General features: G+C 41.2%; 18 protein-coding genes. 17 read left to right on the top strand and 1 reads right to left on the bottom strand.

Features of this window, described 5'->3' with window-relative positions:
* Window positions 1–146 precede the first annotated feature (146 nt).
* Entirely contained in the window at window positions 147–737 is a 591-nt protein-coding gene (locus ACJV7B_RS04220) for a hypothetical protein (RefSeq protein ID WP_419389036.1), read from the bottom strand.
* Window positions 738–1,119: 382 nt separating this feature from the next.
* On the opposite strand from ACJV7B_RS04220, the gene ACJV7B_RS04215 reads away from it, so the two are divergent.
* From ACJV7B_RS04215 to ACJV7B_RS04135, 17 genes are all read left to right on the top strand, one after another.
* Window positions 1,120–2,250 carry a GuaB3 family IMP dehydrogenase-related protein gene (locus ACJV7B_RS04215; RefSeq protein WP_004137248.1) on the top strand — a complete coding sequence of 377 codons (1,131 nt, stop codon included), beginning with the start codon at window positions 1,120–1,122 and terminating at the stop codon, window positions 2,248–2,250.
* Window positions 2,251–2,466: 216 nt separating this feature from the next.
* Complete coding sequence (locus ACJV7B_RS04210; RefSeq protein WP_419389035.1) at window positions 2,467–4,524, top strand: AMP-dependent synthetase/ligase; 2,058 nt, start codon at window positions 2,467–2,469, stop codon at window positions 4,522–4,524.
* 66 nt (window positions 4,525–4,590) lie between these two features.
* Complete coding sequence (locus ACJV7B_RS04205) at window positions 4,591–5,079, top strand: peptide deformylase (protein ID WP_004135050.1); 489 nt, start codon at window positions 4,591–4,593, stop codon at window positions 5,077–5,079.
* A gap of 240 nt (window positions 5,080–5,319) precedes the next feature.
* Window positions 5,320–6,138: a 30S ribosomal protein S2 gene (gene rpsB / locus ACJV7B_RS04200; protein ID WP_004126798.1), complete on the top strand. Its 819-nt coding sequence runs from the start codon at window positions 5,320–5,322 to the stop codon at window positions 6,136–6,138.
* 102 nt (window positions 6,139–6,240) lie between these two features.
* Window positions 6,241–7,092 (top strand): translation elongation factor Ts, encoded by an 852-nt coding sequence (gene tsf, locus ACJV7B_RS04195; protein ID WP_004135048.1) that lies wholly within the window; start codon window positions 6,241–6,243, stop codon window positions 7,090–7,092.
* Window positions 7,093–7,261: 169 nt separating this feature from the next.
* Entirely contained in the window at window positions 7,262–8,011 is a 750-nt protein-coding gene (gene pyrH / locus ACJV7B_RS04190; RefSeq protein WP_004126813.1) for a UMP kinase, read from the top strand.
* 19 nt (window positions 8,012–8,030) lie between these two features.
* Window positions 8,031–8,585 (top strand): ribosome recycling factor, encoded by a 555-nt coding sequence (gene frr / locus ACJV7B_RS04185; RefSeq protein WP_004126816.1) that lies wholly within the window; start codon window positions 8,031–8,033, stop codon window positions 8,583–8,585.
* Between the two features lie 50 nt (window positions 8,586–8,635).
* On the top strand, window positions 8,636–9,661 hold the full coding sequence (locus ACJV7B_RS04180) for a phosphatidate cytidylyltransferase (protein ID WP_116794035.1): 1,026 nt from the start codon (window positions 8,636–8,638) through the stop codon (window positions 9,659–9,661).
* A gap of 66 nt (window positions 9,662–9,727) precedes the next feature.
* The gene (gene lgt / locus ACJV7B_RS04175) at window positions 9,728–10,669 is read left to right on the top strand and encodes a prolipoprotein diacylglyceryl transferase (protein WP_419389034.1); all 942 of its coding nucleotides are present in this window, start codon (window positions 9,728–9,730) and stop codon (window positions 10,667–10,669) included.
* A 55-nt stretch (window positions 10,670–10,724) separates the two neighbouring features.
* Window positions 10,725–11,390: a ribulose-phosphate 3-epimerase gene (rpe, locus tag ACJV7B_RS04170; protein ID WP_004126825.1), complete on the top strand. Its 666-nt coding sequence runs from the start codon at window positions 10,725–10,727 to the stop codon at window positions 11,388–11,390.
* Window positions 11,391–11,504: 114 nt separating this feature from the next.
* Window positions 11,505–12,110, top strand: coding sequence for a CDP-alcohol phosphatidyltransferase family protein (locus ACJV7B_RS04165; protein WP_004137237.1), 606 nt, complete (start codon window positions 11,505–11,507; stop codon window positions 12,108–12,110).
* Between the two features lie 15 nt (window positions 12,111–12,125).
* Window positions 12,126–13,208, top strand: a complete 1,083-nt coding sequence (locus ACJV7B_RS04160; RefSeq protein WP_116794034.1) for a DUF881 domain-containing protein — start codon at window positions 12,126–12,128, stop codon at window positions 13,206–13,208.
* Window positions 13,209–13,210: 2 nt separating this feature from the next.
* Window positions 13,211–13,543, top strand: a complete 333-nt coding sequence (locus ACJV7B_RS04155; protein WP_004135038.1) for a small basic family protein — start codon at window positions 13,211–13,213, stop codon at window positions 13,541–13,543.
* Window position 13,544: 1 nt separating this feature from the next.
* Window positions 13,545–14,381 (top strand): DUF881 domain-containing protein, encoded by an 837-nt coding sequence (locus ACJV7B_RS04150; RefSeq protein WP_004137217.1) that lies wholly within the window; start codon window positions 13,545–13,547, stop codon window positions 14,379–14,381.
* A gap of 18 nt (window positions 14,382–14,399) precedes the next feature.
* Window positions 14,400–14,840, top strand: a complete 441-nt coding sequence (locus tag ACJV7B_RS04145) for an FHA domain-containing protein (protein WP_004137215.1) — start codon at window positions 14,400–14,402, stop codon at window positions 14,838–14,840.
* The gene (locus ACJV7B_RS04140) at window positions 14,818–15,453 is read left to right on the top strand and encodes a MerR family transcriptional regulator (protein WP_116794032.1); all 636 of its coding nucleotides are present in this window, start codon (window positions 14,818–14,820) and stop codon (window positions 15,451–15,453) included. Before ACJV7B_RS04145 ends, ACJV7B_RS04140 begins: the two co-directional genes overlap by 23 nt.
* A 67-nt stretch (window positions 15,454–15,520) precedes the next feature.
* Complete coding sequence (locus tag ACJV7B_RS04135) at window positions 15,521–15,973, top strand: hypothetical protein (RefSeq protein WP_004137206.1); 453 nt, start codon at window positions 15,521–15,523, stop codon at window positions 15,971–15,973.
* Window positions 15,974–15,980 lie beyond the last annotated feature (7 nt).

The raw sequence follows: 15,980 nt of genomic DNA, 5'->3' as shown, positions 1-15,980 counted from the left end.
GAAAATAGTGTATAAGTTGTATCAACAAAAAACTCCACCTTGTAGAAGATTCTCGCTTGATTCGCAAAATATTAATCTACAAGGGGGAGTTTTCTGTAATTTTTATTAAATACTTATGAAACATTTGTGAACTTCATTACCATTCGCTAGCCCAAATCTGCATATGTACAAATCCATTTATTGTATTTGTGCTCCAAAACGATTGAAGCCCAGTATTCTACCGGTCCTGCAGAAATATGAACAACGCCTTCAAAATGATGAGGATTCGTTAGCATTCCATTAACAAAACTCGGCACTGCCGGCATCGCACACAATGCTGAACGTGTTTTCATATCATTCTTATATTGGAAGTAATCATCCATTAGCTTCCACATGTTATTTAATTTTGTAACACACTTTGGTGTTAGCAATTGTTTCATAGCTGTAGAAGTAGGTCTTCCTCTGGAAATATCAGAAGCAATGCAAGCTATTTGGCAAGTTCTTAATGCAATCTTAACAAGATCTTTTTCATCTTGATCGTCAAAATAGCATGTGCCAATATGGTACTCCAGTTTTTTGCGCGATAAGGCAATAGACAGTTCGCCTTCGTACACTGGTAACGATGTGCGAGCGTTAAAAACAACATGTGGCGGATGCTCATTGTTATCGTTGTTATTATTTGATGACTTGTTGTTAAGCACGTCATCATTTTCGTCATCGTTATCCATTTCATATGTATCAACTATATTAATTTTCATTTTCTCTCCTGTGTCTCATCTGCTCTATGAGCCCTTAAATTTCAGTACTTGCTAAGCTCATATCCCTACAAAATCAGCAAGTTAGATAAAAGCTTACAACGCGAGTTTTTGTCTATCTGTTTAAAATGCAAAAATGTGGATAAATTACAAAATATTCGTCATTTACGTTGAAAATAAACGATTTTAAGCGTGTTGAGTTATACACATTACGGTTTTATCGGTGTGTCGTAAGATTTGGATGAATATTTTGTATGCATTGTTATGCAAATTTGCTTATAAAAACCATTAAAAATTAGATTTTTCAACATCAAAAAGCTACTGATAATAGTTGTAAAACATTGCAGATAAAACTTCGTCAGCATAAGGCACTAGCCTAATAAGTATGTCTCAGGAAATTGAAATTGGTTTGGGCAAAAAAGCCCGAGTTGCATATTCGCTTGACGATATTGCTATTGTTCCTTCGCGCCGTTCGCGCGACCCAAAGGCTGTATCTACTTCATGGCAGGTAGATGCTTATACCTTTGATATTCCAATTATTGCCGCTCCAATGGATTCAGTTACAAGCCCAGATACTGCAATTGCTATTGGTCAAATGGGCGGTCTTGGAGTTCTTGATTTGGAAGGATTATGGACTCGTTATGAGAATCCAGAGCCTTTGTTAAAAGAAATATCCGAGTTGCCTTGCGAGGTTGCAACGCGTCGAATTCAGGAAATTTACACTGAACCAATCAAGCCGGAATTAATTGCTAAGCGCTTGCATGCTATTCGTGACGCTGGTGTTACTGTTGCTGGCGCTCTTTCTCCTCAGCGAACTCAGGAACTTTACAATACTGTTCTTGAAGCTGGTGTTGACTTGTTTGTTATTCGCGGAACTGCTGTGTCTGCTGAGCATGTTTCCACAGATCACGAGCCTCTTGATTTAAAGAAGTTTATTTATGATCTTGATGTGCCTGTTATTGTTGGAGGCTGCGCTGATTACACTTCTGCTTTGCATTTGATGCGCACTGGAGCTGCAGGTATTTTAGTTGGATTCGGCGGTGGTGCTGTGTCTGCAACTATGAACACTTTGGGAGTACAAGCACCTATGGCTACTGCTATTGCTGATGTTGCTGAAGCTCGTAGGGATTATATGGATGAGTCCGGTGGTCGATACGTGCAAATTATTGCAGATGGCGGAATGGGTAATTCTGGCAACTTTATTAAAGCTCTTGCAATGGGCGCGGATGCCGTTATGCTTGGAACTCCATTAGCTCGTGCAACGGAAGCTCCAGGCCGCGGCACTCATTGGGGTGCTGAAGCTCGTCATTTAACACTTCCACGCGGTATGCGCACTAATGTTGGAACGGTTGCTCCATTGGAAAACATTCTATTTGGTCCAAGTCACGAGGCTGACGGTACAACGAATTTTGTTGGTGCTTTGCGTCGCACAATGTCTTCTACCGGATACGTGGATGTAAAGAGCTTCCAGCGTTGCAATGTTGCGTTTAACCCATTCCATCAGGATGTTCGTTAAGTTTATTTCAGCATAACTTTGTATATAGAATATGCGGTTTAGTGCATGAATTGTGTGCTAAACCGCTGTATTTTTAGCATATTGCGTAACTTTTTAGTATAAGCGCTTGTAAAAATTCGTTTATTTAAATATTTTGTCAGCTAATAACAATATTAATCTCTATTTTTTGTATGGCTTACAGTAGTGTCGGCATCGGAATCAAGTACAATTAATAATATGCTCCGAGAATTTTCTGTAGAAGTAATTCACCCAACTAAAGACGGTGACACCATTTACTCGCTTCTTTCTAACCGTGCTATGCGCGATCCGCAAGGTCTTGTTGCGCAGTGGCAAGATGACGACACTCGCCAGTGGCATGATGTTACTGCTGCTGAAATGCTCTCCAAGGTGAGGGCTGTAGCTAAAGGTTTAATTGCTCTTGGTGTGCAGCATGGATCAAAAGTTGTTATTTATTCTGCTACATGCTACGAGTGGGGTGTTGTTGACTTTGCATGCGCTTGCATTGGTGCAGTTAGCATTCCTATTTACGAAACGGATTCTGCTTTACAAGCTGCAGACATTATCAACGAAGTTAAGCCGGTTATTGCTTTTGCTGGTGACGATTCTCATGCTCAATGCTTAGAACGAGTTCGCCAAGATTATAAGCGCATTACTCTTAAAACCGTATTCAATTTCAAAGCAGGCGGTTTGGAAGCAGTTATTGACTTTGGTAAATCAATTAGTGAAGACGAGCTAAATCAGCGTGTTATCGCTGTTAAGGCAGACGATTTGTCTACTATTGTTTACACTTCTGGCTCTACTGGAAAGCCAAAGGGAGCTATGCTTTCTCACCGTAACTTTACGCATATTGTTTTTGCAGGATACGATGTTCTTAGCGACATGCTTTGCAAACCAAATCGTTTACTTTTGTTCCTTCCTCTTGCGCACTGCTTTGCTAGATACATTCAATATGTTGCTATTGGCGGGCATGGTGTTATTGGTTATGTTCCTAACGCAAAGCATTTGCTCGCAGACTTGCGTAGTTTTAAACCAACCTACCTATTAGGTGTTCCTCGAGTCTTTGAGAAAGTTTACAATGCTGCTTCTCAAAAAGCTGGTGCAGGTATTCGTGGCCGCATTTTTGCTAAAGCTGTTAAGCATTTTATTCAGTGGTCTCGTGACAACGTTGATGGCAAAGCTCACTCTTTGGCTTCGCGCATGAATCACGCTATGTACATGCGCACAGTTGGTTCTTCCATACGCTCTGCTTTAGGCCCTAATCTTTCATGGCTTGCTTGCGGTGGTGCTCCAATTAATGCTGATTTAGCGCATTTCTTCAACGGTCTTGACGGCATTACCTTCATTCAAGGTTACGGTATGACTGAAACTGCAGCTCCGTGCGTAGTTAATTTTGAGCACGCAAATCAGGTTGGTTCAGTTGGTCGCCCAGGTCCTGGAATCACAATTCGACTTGCTGACGATGATGAAGTGCTTATTAAAGGACCTAACGTTTTCATGGGTTACTACAATAAGCCTGAGCTTACTGCAGAAGTTATTGACGAAGATGGATGGCTTCATTCTGGCGATCTTGGTGAAATTGACGACGAAGGCTTCCTATCGATTACTGGTCGCAAGAAAGATATTATTATTACTGCCGGAGGCAAGAATATAAGTCCTGCTCCTATGGAAAGCATTATTGCGCAATGCCCACTGGTTTCTCACGCAGTAGTGGTTGGAGATGGAAAGCCATTCGTTTCTGCATTGATTGAGCTTGAACCAGACATGGTTCGTTCATGGCTTAAGAATAAGAGCATGGATGTTGACTTATCTATGAAAGAAATTGCTAACAATGACGCTGTTCGCTCTGTTGTTCAGCAGTTTATTGATCAAGCAAATAGCACTGTTTCTAGGGCTGAATCTGTTCGTAAATTTGTTATTTTGCAAGATGAGTTCACTCAGGATGCTGGAACTTTGACTCCAAGTATGAAGATTGTTCGTCCAAAAATACTTGCACGTTACGCAGATATTATTGAAACTCAATTGTATGCTCCAAAGCCAAACACGCGTCCTTTGCCTGCAACTGTTAAGATTCTCGATAAAACTACCGAAACTGTTAAGCAGGCTCAAGAAACAGTTAAGCAAGCGCAAGAGGTTGTAACTCCTCGAGTCCGTCAAGCAATTGATCAGGCTGCAACTCATCTTAAGCATTTTGGTGAAGAAGCTTCCTCGGAATCATCTGTTTCGCCTCGCGATAATCAAGACAATCTCGATAATAACGTACGCAACAACGAGTGAAATTAATTACTAATCTGCAATAGAAGATAATGTGTAATTAGTTACACTTGATTAAGGAGTTTTTGCGTGGCAATTAGAAAAATTCGTGTTGTTCCAGATCCTGTTCTTAGAACACCTTGTGACGAGATTCGTGAGATTACGCCGGCTGTTAAGCATTTGGTTGAAGATTTGTTGGAAACTGTGAACGATCCAGGTCGTGCAGGATTGTCAGCTAATCAAATTGGCGTAAGTTTACGAGCGTTCTCTTACAACATTGATGGACGTATTGGCTATATTCTAAATCCTGTTCTTGAAGATTTAAGCGGAGAACAATATGACGATGAAGGCTGCTTATCTGTGCCAGGATTGTGGTATAAAACTCGCCGATATAATCATGCTCGCGCTCGCGGTATTGATTTAGACGGTAAAACTGTTGTTCTTGAAGGCGATGGTCTTATGGCCAGAATGTTGCAGCATGAATGCGATCATTTGGACGGTCATATTTATTTAGATAGGCTAGAAAAGGACGTTCGCAAGCAAGCTATGCGTGAGCTTCGCAACAATATGCGTTCCTAACTTTGGCTGATTAAATATCGTATCTAGTATCTGATATAATTTCGCTTTGCGTGTCCATTTTGAGCATGAGTATTGTCGCGTTATATGAATGCTCGCTTTTTATTGTCTACAAGGACTCGCAAATACGCGCCATGTACGCGTCCGTTCGTGTCGGTCGGCTTGCGCTTAGACGTATGTTTAAGCCAAGTTGCATGCGAACAGACATGGCCAGGCAAGAACCGACAAGAAAGGTATATAGATATGGCACAGATTACCATGAGCGAAATGCTGAAGGCTGGTTTGCACTTCGGTCATCAGACTCGTCGCTGGAACCCAAAGATGAAGCAGTTCATTCTTACCCAGCGCAATGGTATTCATATCATCAATTTGTTCAAGTCTCTCGACATGATCGACAAGGCTTATGACTTCATCAAGCAGACTGTTGCCCACAATGGCACTGTTCTCTTCGTGGGCACTAAGAAGCAGGCTCAGGAAGCTGTACAGAATCAGGCAACTCGCGTAAACATGCCTTATGTTTGCGAGCGTTGGCTTGGCGGTATGTTGACCAATTTCCAGACCGTTTCTACTCGCGTAAAGCGCTTGAAGGAACTTGAGGAAATGGACTTCAGCGATGTTCGTGGATCCGGCTTGACTAAGAAGGAACTTTTGCTTCTCGAGCGTGAGAAGGACAAGCTTTCCAAGCAGCTCGGTGGTATTCGCAACATGAACCGTACTCCATCTGCCATGTTCGTTGTTGACATTAACAAGGAAGCTTTGGCTGTTGAAGAAGCTCATAAGCTTGGTATTCCAGTCGTGGCAATCGTTGATACCAACACTGATCCTGAAGCTGTTGAGTACCCAATTCCAGCTAACGATGATGCTATTCGTGGCGTTGAGTTGTTGACTAGCTTAATGGCTGACGCTGTAGCTGAAGGTTTGCTTGAGCATGCTGGTAAGGGCGCTAAGTCCGAAGGTAATGATGCTCAGCCAATGGCAGCTTGGGAAAAGGAATTGCTCACCAAGGAAGGCGAAGCTGAAGCTAAGCCTGCTAAGGAAGAAAATACTGAGGCAAAAGCCTAGTAAGCTAATTTGCAACCAGATTCTTAAATTAAAGCTGCAAAATCCAATTAATTCTTTGCTTTTTGCAGCTTTTAAGAATCATATTGATACGAGGAGAACAAAATGGCAGCAATTACTGCAGCGTTGATTAAGCAGGTGCGTGAAGAAACCGGCGCCGGCATGATGGACGTTAAAAAAGCTCTTACTGAAGCTGAAGGCGACGTTGCCCGCGCTAAGGAAATCATCCGCGCAAAGGGTATCCAGGCCGCTGGTAAGCGCGAGGGCCGTAAGGCTCAGGAAGGCACCATCGCTTCTAAGGTTGTTAAGTCTGCTGAAGGTGAAACTGGTTATGCAGTTGAGTTGAATTCCGAAACTGACTTCGTGGCAAAGACCCCTAAGTTTGTGGAATTCTCTAACACTGTTCTTGACCATGCTGTTGAAGCTAATGCTTCTACTACTGAAGAAGTACTTGCAGCACCAGCTGATGGCGCAACTGTTAAGGAATCTGTTGAAGAAGCAGCAGCTTTGTTTGGCGAGCACGTCAAGGTTGGTCAGGTTGCTAAGGTAAGCGGTCCACACGTTGAGATTTATGCTCACAAGAAGTCCGTGGAATTGCCTCCAAGCATCGTTTCCATGATTGCTACTGACGAAGCTGGTGCAAAGGTTGCTCACGAAGCAGCTTTGCAGATTTCTGCTATGGGTGCTCAGTGGCTTCGCCGCGAAGATGTTCCAGAAGAAGTTTTGGAATCTGAGCGTCGCGTTGCAACCGAGAAGTCCTTGGCTGAAGGAAAGCCAGAGAAGATTGTTCCAAAGATTGTTGAAGGTCGTATGAACGCCTTCTTCAAGGAAACTGTTCTTCTTGAGCAGACATACGTTAAGGATCCATCCAAGAGCGTTGGTGACTTGTTCAAGGAAGTCGGCGGTACCGCTTTGGCATTCGCTCGTCTTGAGGTTGGCAAGGGCGCTGCTGAATAAGCATTGCTTATGCTAAGAATCTATTCTGATTCTTAAACTATTGGGCTGTGTGCATTTTGTACGCAGCCTTTTTATTTATTTGACAGTTTAATGTGTGTTAAGTGTCGCGTTTTATAGATAAAATGGCAAAGATATACTTGCATTCGCCGTGATGACTGGAGGAATCTGTATGGCAATTGCACAAGCGGAGGAAAGCAAGTCCCGTAGGGTTTTATTGAAACTTTCAGGCGAAGCATTTGGCGGCGGCGCTGTTGGCATTGATACTCATGTTATTCGAAGAATTGCTGGGGAAATCATGACTGCAGTGCTTGAAGGTGTTCAAGTGGCTATCGTTGTTGGTGGAGGTAATTTCTTTAGGGGAGCGGAGTTGCAGCAGGCTGGTATCGATCGTAGCCGTGGTGATTACATGGGTATGTTGGGTACAGTTATGAATTGTCTTGCTCTTCAAGATTTTCTTGAGCAGGCAGGGCAGGCAACTCGTGTACAAACTGCTATTACAATGGGACAGGTTGCAGAGCCTTATATTCCATTGAAAGCAATACGTCATCTTGAGAAGGGTCGCGTAGTTATTTTTGGTGCTGGTGCCGGTATGCCATACTTCTCAACAGATACTGTTTCTATTCAGCGTTCTTTGGAAATCCATTGCGATGAAGTTTTAATGGGTAAAAATGGCGTTGATGGAGTTTACAGTGCGGATCCTCGTAAAGATCCTTCTGCTCGAAAATTTGTAACATTGAACTATCAGCGTGCTCTTGTTGATGGTTTAGCTGTCATGGATGCGTCCGCACTTTCTATGGCTAGAGATAACAATCAAAAAATTCGAGTGTTCGGCTTAGAGGGTGAAGGTAACGTAACTCGTGCTCTTGTTGGCGAACCTATTGGTACATTAGTGTCTGACGCAGAACCAACATTTGCTTAAATATTACAAAGGAGAACACATGTCAGCAATTATTGATCAAGCAAAAGAGCAGATGAATAAGTCCGTGGAAGCTACTAAGGAAAATTTCATGGGTATTCGTACTGGTCGTGCTAATCCTGCTTTATTAAATGGAATTATGGTTGACTATTATGGTGCTCCAACTCCGATTAAGGCTGTAGCTTCTATTGGTGTTCCAGAGCCACGAACTCTTTCTGTTACTCCTTTTGATGCTTCTCAAGCTAATGCTGTTGAAAAAGCTATTCGTGATTCCGATTTGGGAGTTAGCCCTAACCGCGACGGCAATGTTATTCGCGTAACAATGCCAGAACTTACTGAGGAACGTCGCAAGGAATACGTTAAACTTGCTAAGAACAAGGCAGAAGAAGGCAAAGTAGCTGTACGCAATATTCGTCGTAAAGCCAAGGAATCTATTGATAAGTCTGTTAAAGATGGTGATCTTGGTGAAGATGAAGGCGATCGTTTACTTAAGGAACTTGATAAAGTAACTAAGCAGATTACTGATTCTTTGGATGTTTTGCTTGATGGTAAGCAAAAAGAAATTATGGAAGTCTGAGTTTCAACAGTTTTTCTTAGATTTTTGTAATCAATCTGAATGGGTGTCGTATGAGTCAACAAAAGCAGCATGATTTCGTAAGCGAATTAAATCAAAAGCGAGCTGACTGCGCTGCAAAAAAAGCAGATGCTACTTCTACTAATCAGGAAGAACGCGGCACCCATGAAACTTTAACAGACATAAATCGTCGAACTGGCCGCAATATGCCTCAAGCAATTGCAACAGCAGCAGTTTTGGTTGTGGCTATTGTTGCATGCTTACTTATTAGCATTGATGTTTTCGTTGTATTAATGGCTGTTTTTATGGTTCTTGCGTTGTGGGAGTTGCACGTTGATTTTGCAACTCTTGGGTTGCGTATACCGTTTGTAACTTTGTCGCTTTGCTCTCTTGTTACTATTTTTTCAACCTATTACGCAAAATGGCACGCTGTTGCGATGGCTAGCGGAATTACAGCATCATTACTTCTTACTGTAGTTTGCGCAACTCTTAGTAACACTATTTCTACTCGAACAATGCATGCTGTAGAAAAAAAGCTTAACGGCTCTAATTGCTCATCCTATGAGCATACGCTATTTACAAATATGTCTGTTTCTCTATTTGTAGTTTTGTATATTCCGCTTTTAGCTTCCTGCATTGTTCTAGCTTTAACTAATACTCGTTATGCTATTGCTCATGCCATGCTTTTAGTATTTTTGCCAGCATTAAGCGATACTGGTGGACTGTTTGCTGGTGCTTGGCTTGGTAAACATAAGCTTTCTCCGCGTATTTCCCCAAAGAAGTCTGTTGAAGGCTTGATTGGCTCTATGCTTTTTGCTGTTGTTGGAGCGTATGCAATTATTGCAGGTTTTTACGGTTCTTCTTGGTTTAATTTCTGGTGGATGCCGTTAGTTATGGGCATTTCTTCAGGTATCGTTGGTACTTTTGGTGATTTATGCGCATCTATGCTTAAGCGCGATATTGGCATTAAAGATATGGGCCATTTGCTTAAAGGACACGGTGGAGTGCTAGATCGTGTAGATTCTATTTTGCTTTGTGGTCCTGTTCTGCTTGTTCTTGTTCATCTTGCTCATTTTTAAGCATAGAATCTTGAATATTGTCAATCTTTAGAATCTCAATCTTGGGTTTAGACTAATATCGACGCCATGACAGTCTGTTTTATTCCATCGCCAAGTATTTCGCAATTTTCACTTGGGCCTATCAATATAAAGTTTTATGCGCTTTCTATTCTTTCAGGCATATTGATTGCAATGTTTATTACCAATCGTCGTTGGAAGCGCGTAGGTGGTGATTTTAATCAGATTCTCGATATTATTCTTCTAAGTCTTCCTATAGGCATAGTTGGTGCGCGCTTGTACCACGTAATTACAACTCCAGAAAGATTCTTTGGACCTCATGGTGATTTCTTAGAAATTTTTAGAATTTGGAACGGTGGACTTGGTATTTGGGGAGGAATATTTTTAGGCGCGATTGCTGCATGCGTTTTTTGCAAGCATCGCAAATATCCTGCCGGGTTGCTTGCGGATGCTGCTGCTCCTGCAATACTTATTGCACAAGGCGTAGGTAGGCTTGGTAATTGGTTTAATCAGGAACTTTATGGTGCTCCAACAACATTGCCTTGGGGTTTGAAATTAAACTATAATGCAACTCAAGCTATTGGGCATGCTGAGCGCTGTTACGATGGTTTAACTTGCCCGGCTGGAACATTATTCCATCCAACATTTTTGTATGAAATGATTTGGAATTTCATTGCTGCAGCACTGCTTATTTTCTTTGGTAAAATGCTTATGGCCAAATTAAAAGCAGGCTCATTATTTATGTTGTATGTTATGTGGTACACGCTTGGTCGTGTTTGGATTGAGGCTTTGCGCATTGATTTTTCGCATGTTTTCTTAGGTGTGAGAATTAACGTATGGGTTTCTATTATTGTTTTTATTTTTGCTGCAGTAGGATTCGCTTTACTTCAAAAAAGTAATACTACACGCGAAATGTTAATTGAACGTCTTATTGACATTACTTCGGATGAGCGTGAGCGCGAAGAGCAAAATGTTTCGTCAAAGAAAATAAAATCTACTTCAAAAAAGTAGTATTAGGTACCGTTTTTTAGCATTCTAGTCTCTTGCATTTCCTAGAATGGAACACATGAATATACAAATAGCACCTAGCATTCTTTCCGCAGATTTTTGCAATCTTGAGCGAGATCTTGACGCAATATCGAATGCGGATCTTGTTCACGTAGACGTGATGGATCATCACTTTGTACCGAACTTAACTTTGGGAGAGCCAATTGTTAAGCGCATTTGCGAAGTAACCAAGCTTCCAGTTGATGTTCATCTTATGATTGAAGATCCTGATCGTTGGGCTCCAGAATATGCTAAGCTCGGGGCTGCTTCTGTAAGCTTCCACATGGGTGCTACTCATGCTCCTGTGCGTTTAGCTCGCCAGCTTAGGGATATGGGTTGCAAAGCATGCTTTGCTGTTCGCCCTGCTGAACCGGTTGAACCTATTTTCGATATTCTTGACGAATTTGATATGGTTCTTATTATGACAGTCGAACCAGGTTTTGGAGGCCAGAAGTTCTTGAGCAATCAGATGAATAAAGTTCGTCGTTTGCGTGATGAAATTACTCGCCGAGGACTTCAAACTCATATTCAGGTAGATGGCGGAGTTAGCCCTTCTACGGCTGCTACAGTTGCTGAAGCTGGAGCTGATGTGCTTGTGGCTGGATCTGCAGTTTATGGAGCTGAAAGTCCTGCAAAAGCTATTGAAGCTATTAGAAATACTGCTCAAGCCGCTTGGCGTGCATAGTTGTTTGTATTGGGGCATCAAAAGTGCCCCAATATTTTAAATCTTTTGTAACAACTTTTTGAGCATATAAATATTTGTTTCAGTACACGCAAAATATGTGATTAAGGAAGAATTATGGTTAAGTTCGTGATGAATCAGGAATACAGTCCTAAGGCGATGAATCGCGTTCTAACTGTTCCTAATCTTATTAGTTTTCTTCGCATATGCTCAATCCCATACATAGCTTGGCTTATTACTAAGAATCATATGATTCTTGCGTTGGTTGTTTTAGCTATTTCTGCTTTTTCCGATTGTATTGATGGTTATATTGCTAGGCGCTGGAATCAAGTTAGTAAATTAGGTCAAATTCTCGACCCTATAGCTGATCGCCTTCTGATTATTTTCAGTACTGTAGCGTTGGCAATTGCATCAATAATACCGTGGTGGGCGCTTGTATTAGTGGTTCTAAGAGATGTGATTATGGCAGCTTTGGTGGTTCTTTTGGCTCAACATGATTACGGACCGTTACCGGTCAATTTTGTTGGTAAAGCTGGGACTGCTCTTATTATGTTAGCTATTGTGTCTCTTATGATTGTATATGCTGTTAGCACTGAGGCCATGTTTGTGCTGTATGCTGCCGCTATAGCTTGCGGAATATGGGGTATTGTACTTTACTGGTATGCCGGTTTGCTTTATTACAGACAAGCCTATGTGCTACTTTCTGGTGCAAAATCTAAGTAAACTATGTAGGTTAATATGGCTCAAAATAGTGCATTAGATAACGCTCAGAAAGATTTTGAAGAAGAGAAGTCTACTAAGACTTCTAGCTCTTCTAGTGTTTCTAGCATTTCTCGCGTTTCTAGTGTAGATATGCCTGAGTCTTTTGCAGCGTTGGAAGGTATTGCGTTATCTCGTCGTCGCGCACTATTCTCCAAATCTTTTACAAATCTTGAATCTCACCATGTTGTTCTAACTGCAGATCGTTTTGCGCATAGTCACGATCGGCGTAGGTATATCGATGATTATGCTCTTCGTCTAATTGACGACTTAACCAATAGGCCTGTTGACCCGCTATTTATGGATGCTCGTTTAGGCAAACAGCCTGTTAAACCATGGCACAAGTGGTTTACGCGTATCATTGTTTTTCTTATTTGTATTGCTATTGGTACTGTTGGTAGCCAGTTTGTTCGCAGATTGCACACGGATCCAAGAAAAGCAATACGCTCTTCTTTAGCGAACGAGTTAGTTGGTTATACGAATCGTTTTGACAAGCTTGTTAAAGAAGTAACTCAGCTTAGAAATAGTGTTGATCATGAATCGCAGCGTATTACAACTGCTGAGGAAGACGAAGTTAGTAAATCCGACGATATGGTTAACGGTACGCATGCTGTTGAAGGAAGCGGAGTTACTTTAACTATTGCAAATCCTCTTTCTGCTAGGTCTGACACGAATAGTGGTTCATTGCCTAGGGAAAATAACGGTGCTCGTATGCGTCTTGTTACCGATAGAGATATTCAAAGACTAGTTTCAACATTATGGGAAGCTGGAGCTGAGGCTATATCTGTTAATGGGCATAGAATTGGCGCTCAAACGTCTATTCGTATTGCTGGTCAAACAATTCTTGTTGGTGTTAATCAAACACAAAGCCCTTACGTTATTGAAGCAATTGGTGACACGAATGAATTAATGCGAGCATTTAATGCAGCAAAACGTGTACGTTGGTATACTTCTTTACTTAACGCAGGTATTAATCCACAAATTTCACCTTCCAGGGTTATAAAACTAAACGCAGCTAGTACAGGTGATATTAATTTTGCTAGCGAAAGAAATAGGAGATAAGCATGGCAGCAATTCTAGGCTTGATTTTAGGCGTGCTAATTGGCATTGTGGTGCATCCAGATATTCCTATTGTCATTCAGCCATATTTGCCAATTATGGTGGTCGCAGCATTGGATGCATTGCTTGGTGCGGCTCGTGCATATTTTGAGCGAAACTTTTCGGATAAAGTTTTCGTTATTTCGTTCTTCTCAAACGTTATTGCAGCGACTTTACTTGTTTTGCTTGGGAACCAGCTTGGTGTAGGTGCTCAATTGCAGACTGCAGTTATTGTTGTGCTTGGTATTCGAATATTCTCGAACGTTTCTGCAATTCGTCGCTTTATTTTCAGGAGTTAATATGCGACCACTGTTTTCTAATGCTTCTCGAGGGGATGACATTATTCATAAAATGCGCAGACAGAATGCTCACGATTCTGAAAGCGATGCAATTCAAACGGGTTCGTTTCCTGCTGTTCGCCGTAGAGTAAAGCCGTCTTTAAGCGGTCATATTACTTACACGCGAATATTTACCGGACTTTTAATGATGCTTCTTTGTGCTCTTTTAGGTTTTGCTTATATGATTCAAGTTAATAGAAGCAACTCTTTACTGTATGAAACAATGAGCGAGGAAGAATTAACTCGACTTATAACCGAAACGCATTCTCAAATTCAGAGTCTTGAAATGAGAAAAAGTGAGTTGACCGGTCAGCTTGATTCTTTAAAGCAGGCAGTTAATAAGCAGGATGAGGCGCGAAGAATTGCGCAACAAAACGCACAAGCTAATGGTCTTATTTCTGGTCGTCTTCCAGCTGTTGGAAGGGGTATTATTATACACATTACAGCAGGAGAGAAGGAAAATATTGACGCCGCAACCATGTTTCAGCTTGTGGAGGAATTGCGAAATTCTGGTGTAGAAGTTATGTCTATTAATGATGTTCGCATTGTGACTTCAAGCTATATTTCGCAAACAAAGCATGGGCTTTTATGCGACGGCATTATGATTGATCCGCCATATATTGTTAAGGCAATCGGAGATCCGCAGAATCTTCAAAATGCTGTTAATATTGCTGGCGGTGTTGGGTCGCGTTTGAAGATTAAATTTGGCTCTTCTGTTTTGGTTTCTGTGCCAGATGAGGTAGAAATTACTGCGACACGCGCGCCAAAACAGTACGAATATGCAAAACCCGTCGAGTAACAAGGTAGAATAGCAAGTATGACTGAACCAATTCCTACCGCTGGCGAAACAACTATTATTGGTATGCCAGCTATTCATATTCCAATGAATACTACTTCGGATCGTCCTTTGCAGCAGGATGATTTTGACACAATATCAAAATTGCTGCCTGGAACCGCATTGTTGATTTCAACCAGGGGAGCGGTTTCCGGTTCTCGTTATCTTCTTGACGAGGATTTGGTGTCAGTTGGTCGCGATTCGCATGCTGACATTTTGCTCGATGATTCAACTGTTTCTCGCTCTCATGCAGTGTTTAAGCGTGTTAACGGCGTTTTTAGCATTATTGATGCTGGAAGCTTGAACGGAACTTACGTAAATCGTGAAAGAGTGGATGAAGCTGTGCTTCATAATGGTGATGAAATCATGATTGGTAAATTCCGACTGGTATTTTTCGCTCATGACGCAGTTACAGTCCGATAATTCTTCCGATAATTCTTCTTATGCTGTTCAGGGGGAGCTTTTTGGTTTTTCGCTATCATCTGATCAGCTAGGATATCGTGGTAGCGTTGCTATGAAGGTTGCTGGTATTACTTACCGGCAGTTAGATTATTGGGCGCGTAAAAGCATTATAGAGCCTTCGGTTCATGCATCTAATGGATCTGGTTCTCGTCGTTTATATTCTTTTAAGGATGTTGCGATTATGGCAGTTGCTAAAAGGCTGCTTGATGCTGGCGTGAATTTAGTAAATGTTACGACTGCTATTATTTTTCTCAATCGTTATTCTGAGGATCGTTTGCGCAACATGACGATTATTTGCGACGGCCAGTCTGTTCAAGAATGCGATGAGAATCAAGAAAATATGCGTCGTATGCTTGCTTCTGGTTTCGCTGTATTTGCTATTGCTGTTGGGCGTATTGTGGCGCGTGTAGAAGATGATTTAGCTTTAGAAGCATCTTCTGAAAATACTAAAACAGAAGACAACAAGAAAATTTCTGGCAAATCTTCATCTAAATCTAATTCAAAATCATCTATTACAAAAACTTCGTTGAATAAGCATAGTTCTTGGAATCTCGTTCAAGAAACGTGGGGATAGTAGGTATTAGTCTACAATTATTGAGTAGCAATTATTATGCGTGGCCTTTTTAAGAGGGAGGATATAGATGCTTTTTACTAATAATATGCTTAGCAATGTTTTAGTTTGCGTTGTAATGGTTTTTTGTTTTGCTCCTTCTTTAATTTTCCTAGTTAGCGAAATTATGTTTCTTATACCGTTTTCTCGTCGAAACAAAAAGATATATGAAGAGAAAAAGTATATTAAAAGTATTGGCGTAGATGTTTCTAAATATAAGCCGTCAGAGCCTATGCCGTTGATTCCGTGGAATGCTGTTGCAGTTTATTTAGCTGGATGGCCTGTTATGATTTTAGCGTTCATAATTAACGAGGTTTGTAATTTTTATCATCTTATTGATAAAGAGACTGTTGATTTTAGAGTTTACAAATGGTTGATTATTGTATTTGAAACTTGTAGTATTTTATGTGCTTTTATTGCTTTAGCTGCAATGATTGGTTATTCAGCGTATGCAGTATCACAAAATAAAAAAGTATCCGCATAAAAGTAAG

It is taken from the genome of Gardnerella bretellae (assembly GCF_048545135.1).
Taxonomy (GTDB): Bacteria; Actinomycetota; Actinomycetes; order Actinomycetales; family Bifidobacteriaceae; genus Bifidobacterium; species Bifidobacterium greenwoodii.
This window is presented reverse-complemented; position numbering and strand designations above follow the sequence as displayed.

Bases quoted from the DNA above. Each gene is read 5' to 3' on its own strand.
- ACJV7B_RS04220 (WP_419389036.1), bottom strand. From the start codon at position 737: ATGAAAATTAATATAGTTGATACATATGAAATGGATAACGATGACGAA.
- ACJV7B_RS04215 (WP_004137248.1), top strand. From the start codon at position 1,120: ATGTCTCAGGAAATTGAAATTGGTTTGGGCAAAAAAGCCCGAGTTGCA.
- ACJV7B_RS04210 (WP_419389035.1), top strand. From the start codon at position 2,467: ATGCTCCGAGAATTTTCTGTAGAAGTAATTCACCCAACTAAAGACGGT.
- rpsB (WP_004126798.1), top strand. From the start codon at position 5,320: ATGGCACAGATTACCATGAGCGAAATGCTGAAGGCTGGTTTGCACTTC.
- tsf (WP_004135048.1), top strand. From the start codon at position 6,241: ATGGCAGCAATTACTGCAGCGTTGATTAAGCAGGTGCGTGAAGAAACC.
- pyrH (WP_004126813.1), top strand. From the start codon at position 7,262: ATGGCAATTGCACAAGCGGAGGAAAGCAAGTCCCGTAGGGTTTTATTG.
- frr (WP_004126816.1), top strand. From the start codon at position 8,031: ATGTCAGCAATTATTGATCAAGCAAAAGAGCAGATGAATAAGTCCGTG.
- ACJV7B_RS04180 (WP_116794035.1), top strand. From the start codon at position 8,636: ATGAGTCAACAAAAGCAGCATGATTTCGTAAGCGAATTAAATCAAAAG.
- lgt (WP_419389034.1), top strand. From the start codon at position 9,728: ATGACAGTCTGTTTTATTCCATCGCCAAGTATTTCGCAATTTTCACTT.
- rpe (WP_004126825.1), top strand. From the start codon at position 10,725: ATGAATATACAAATAGCACCTAGCATTCTTTCCGCAGATTTTTGCAAT.
- ACJV7B_RS04165 (WP_004137237.1), top strand. From the start codon at position 11,505: ATGGTTAAGTTCGTGATGAATCAGGAATACAGTCCTAAGGCGATGAAT.
- ACJV7B_RS04160 (WP_116794034.1), top strand. From the start codon at position 12,126: ATGGCTCAAAATAGTGCATTAGATAACGCTCAGAAAGATTTTGAAGAA.
- ACJV7B_RS04155 (WP_004135038.1), top strand. From the start codon at position 13,211: ATGGCAGCAATTCTAGGCTTGATTTTAGGCGTGCTAATTGGCATTGTG.
- ACJV7B_RS04150 (WP_004137217.1), top strand. From the start codon at position 13,545: ATGCGACCACTGTTTTCTAATGCTTCTCGAGGGGATGACATTATTCAT.
- ACJV7B_RS04145 (WP_004137215.1), top strand. From the start codon at position 14,400: ATGACTGAACCAATTCCTACCGCTGGCGAAACAACTATTATTGGTATG.
- ACJV7B_RS04140 (WP_116794032.1), top strand. From the start codon at position 14,818: ATGACGCAGTTACAGTCCGATAATTCTTCCGATAATTCTTCTTATGCT.
- ACJV7B_RS04135 (WP_004137206.1), top strand. From the start codon at position 15,521: ATGCTTTTTACTAATAATATGCTTAGCAATGTTTTAGTTTGCGTTGTA.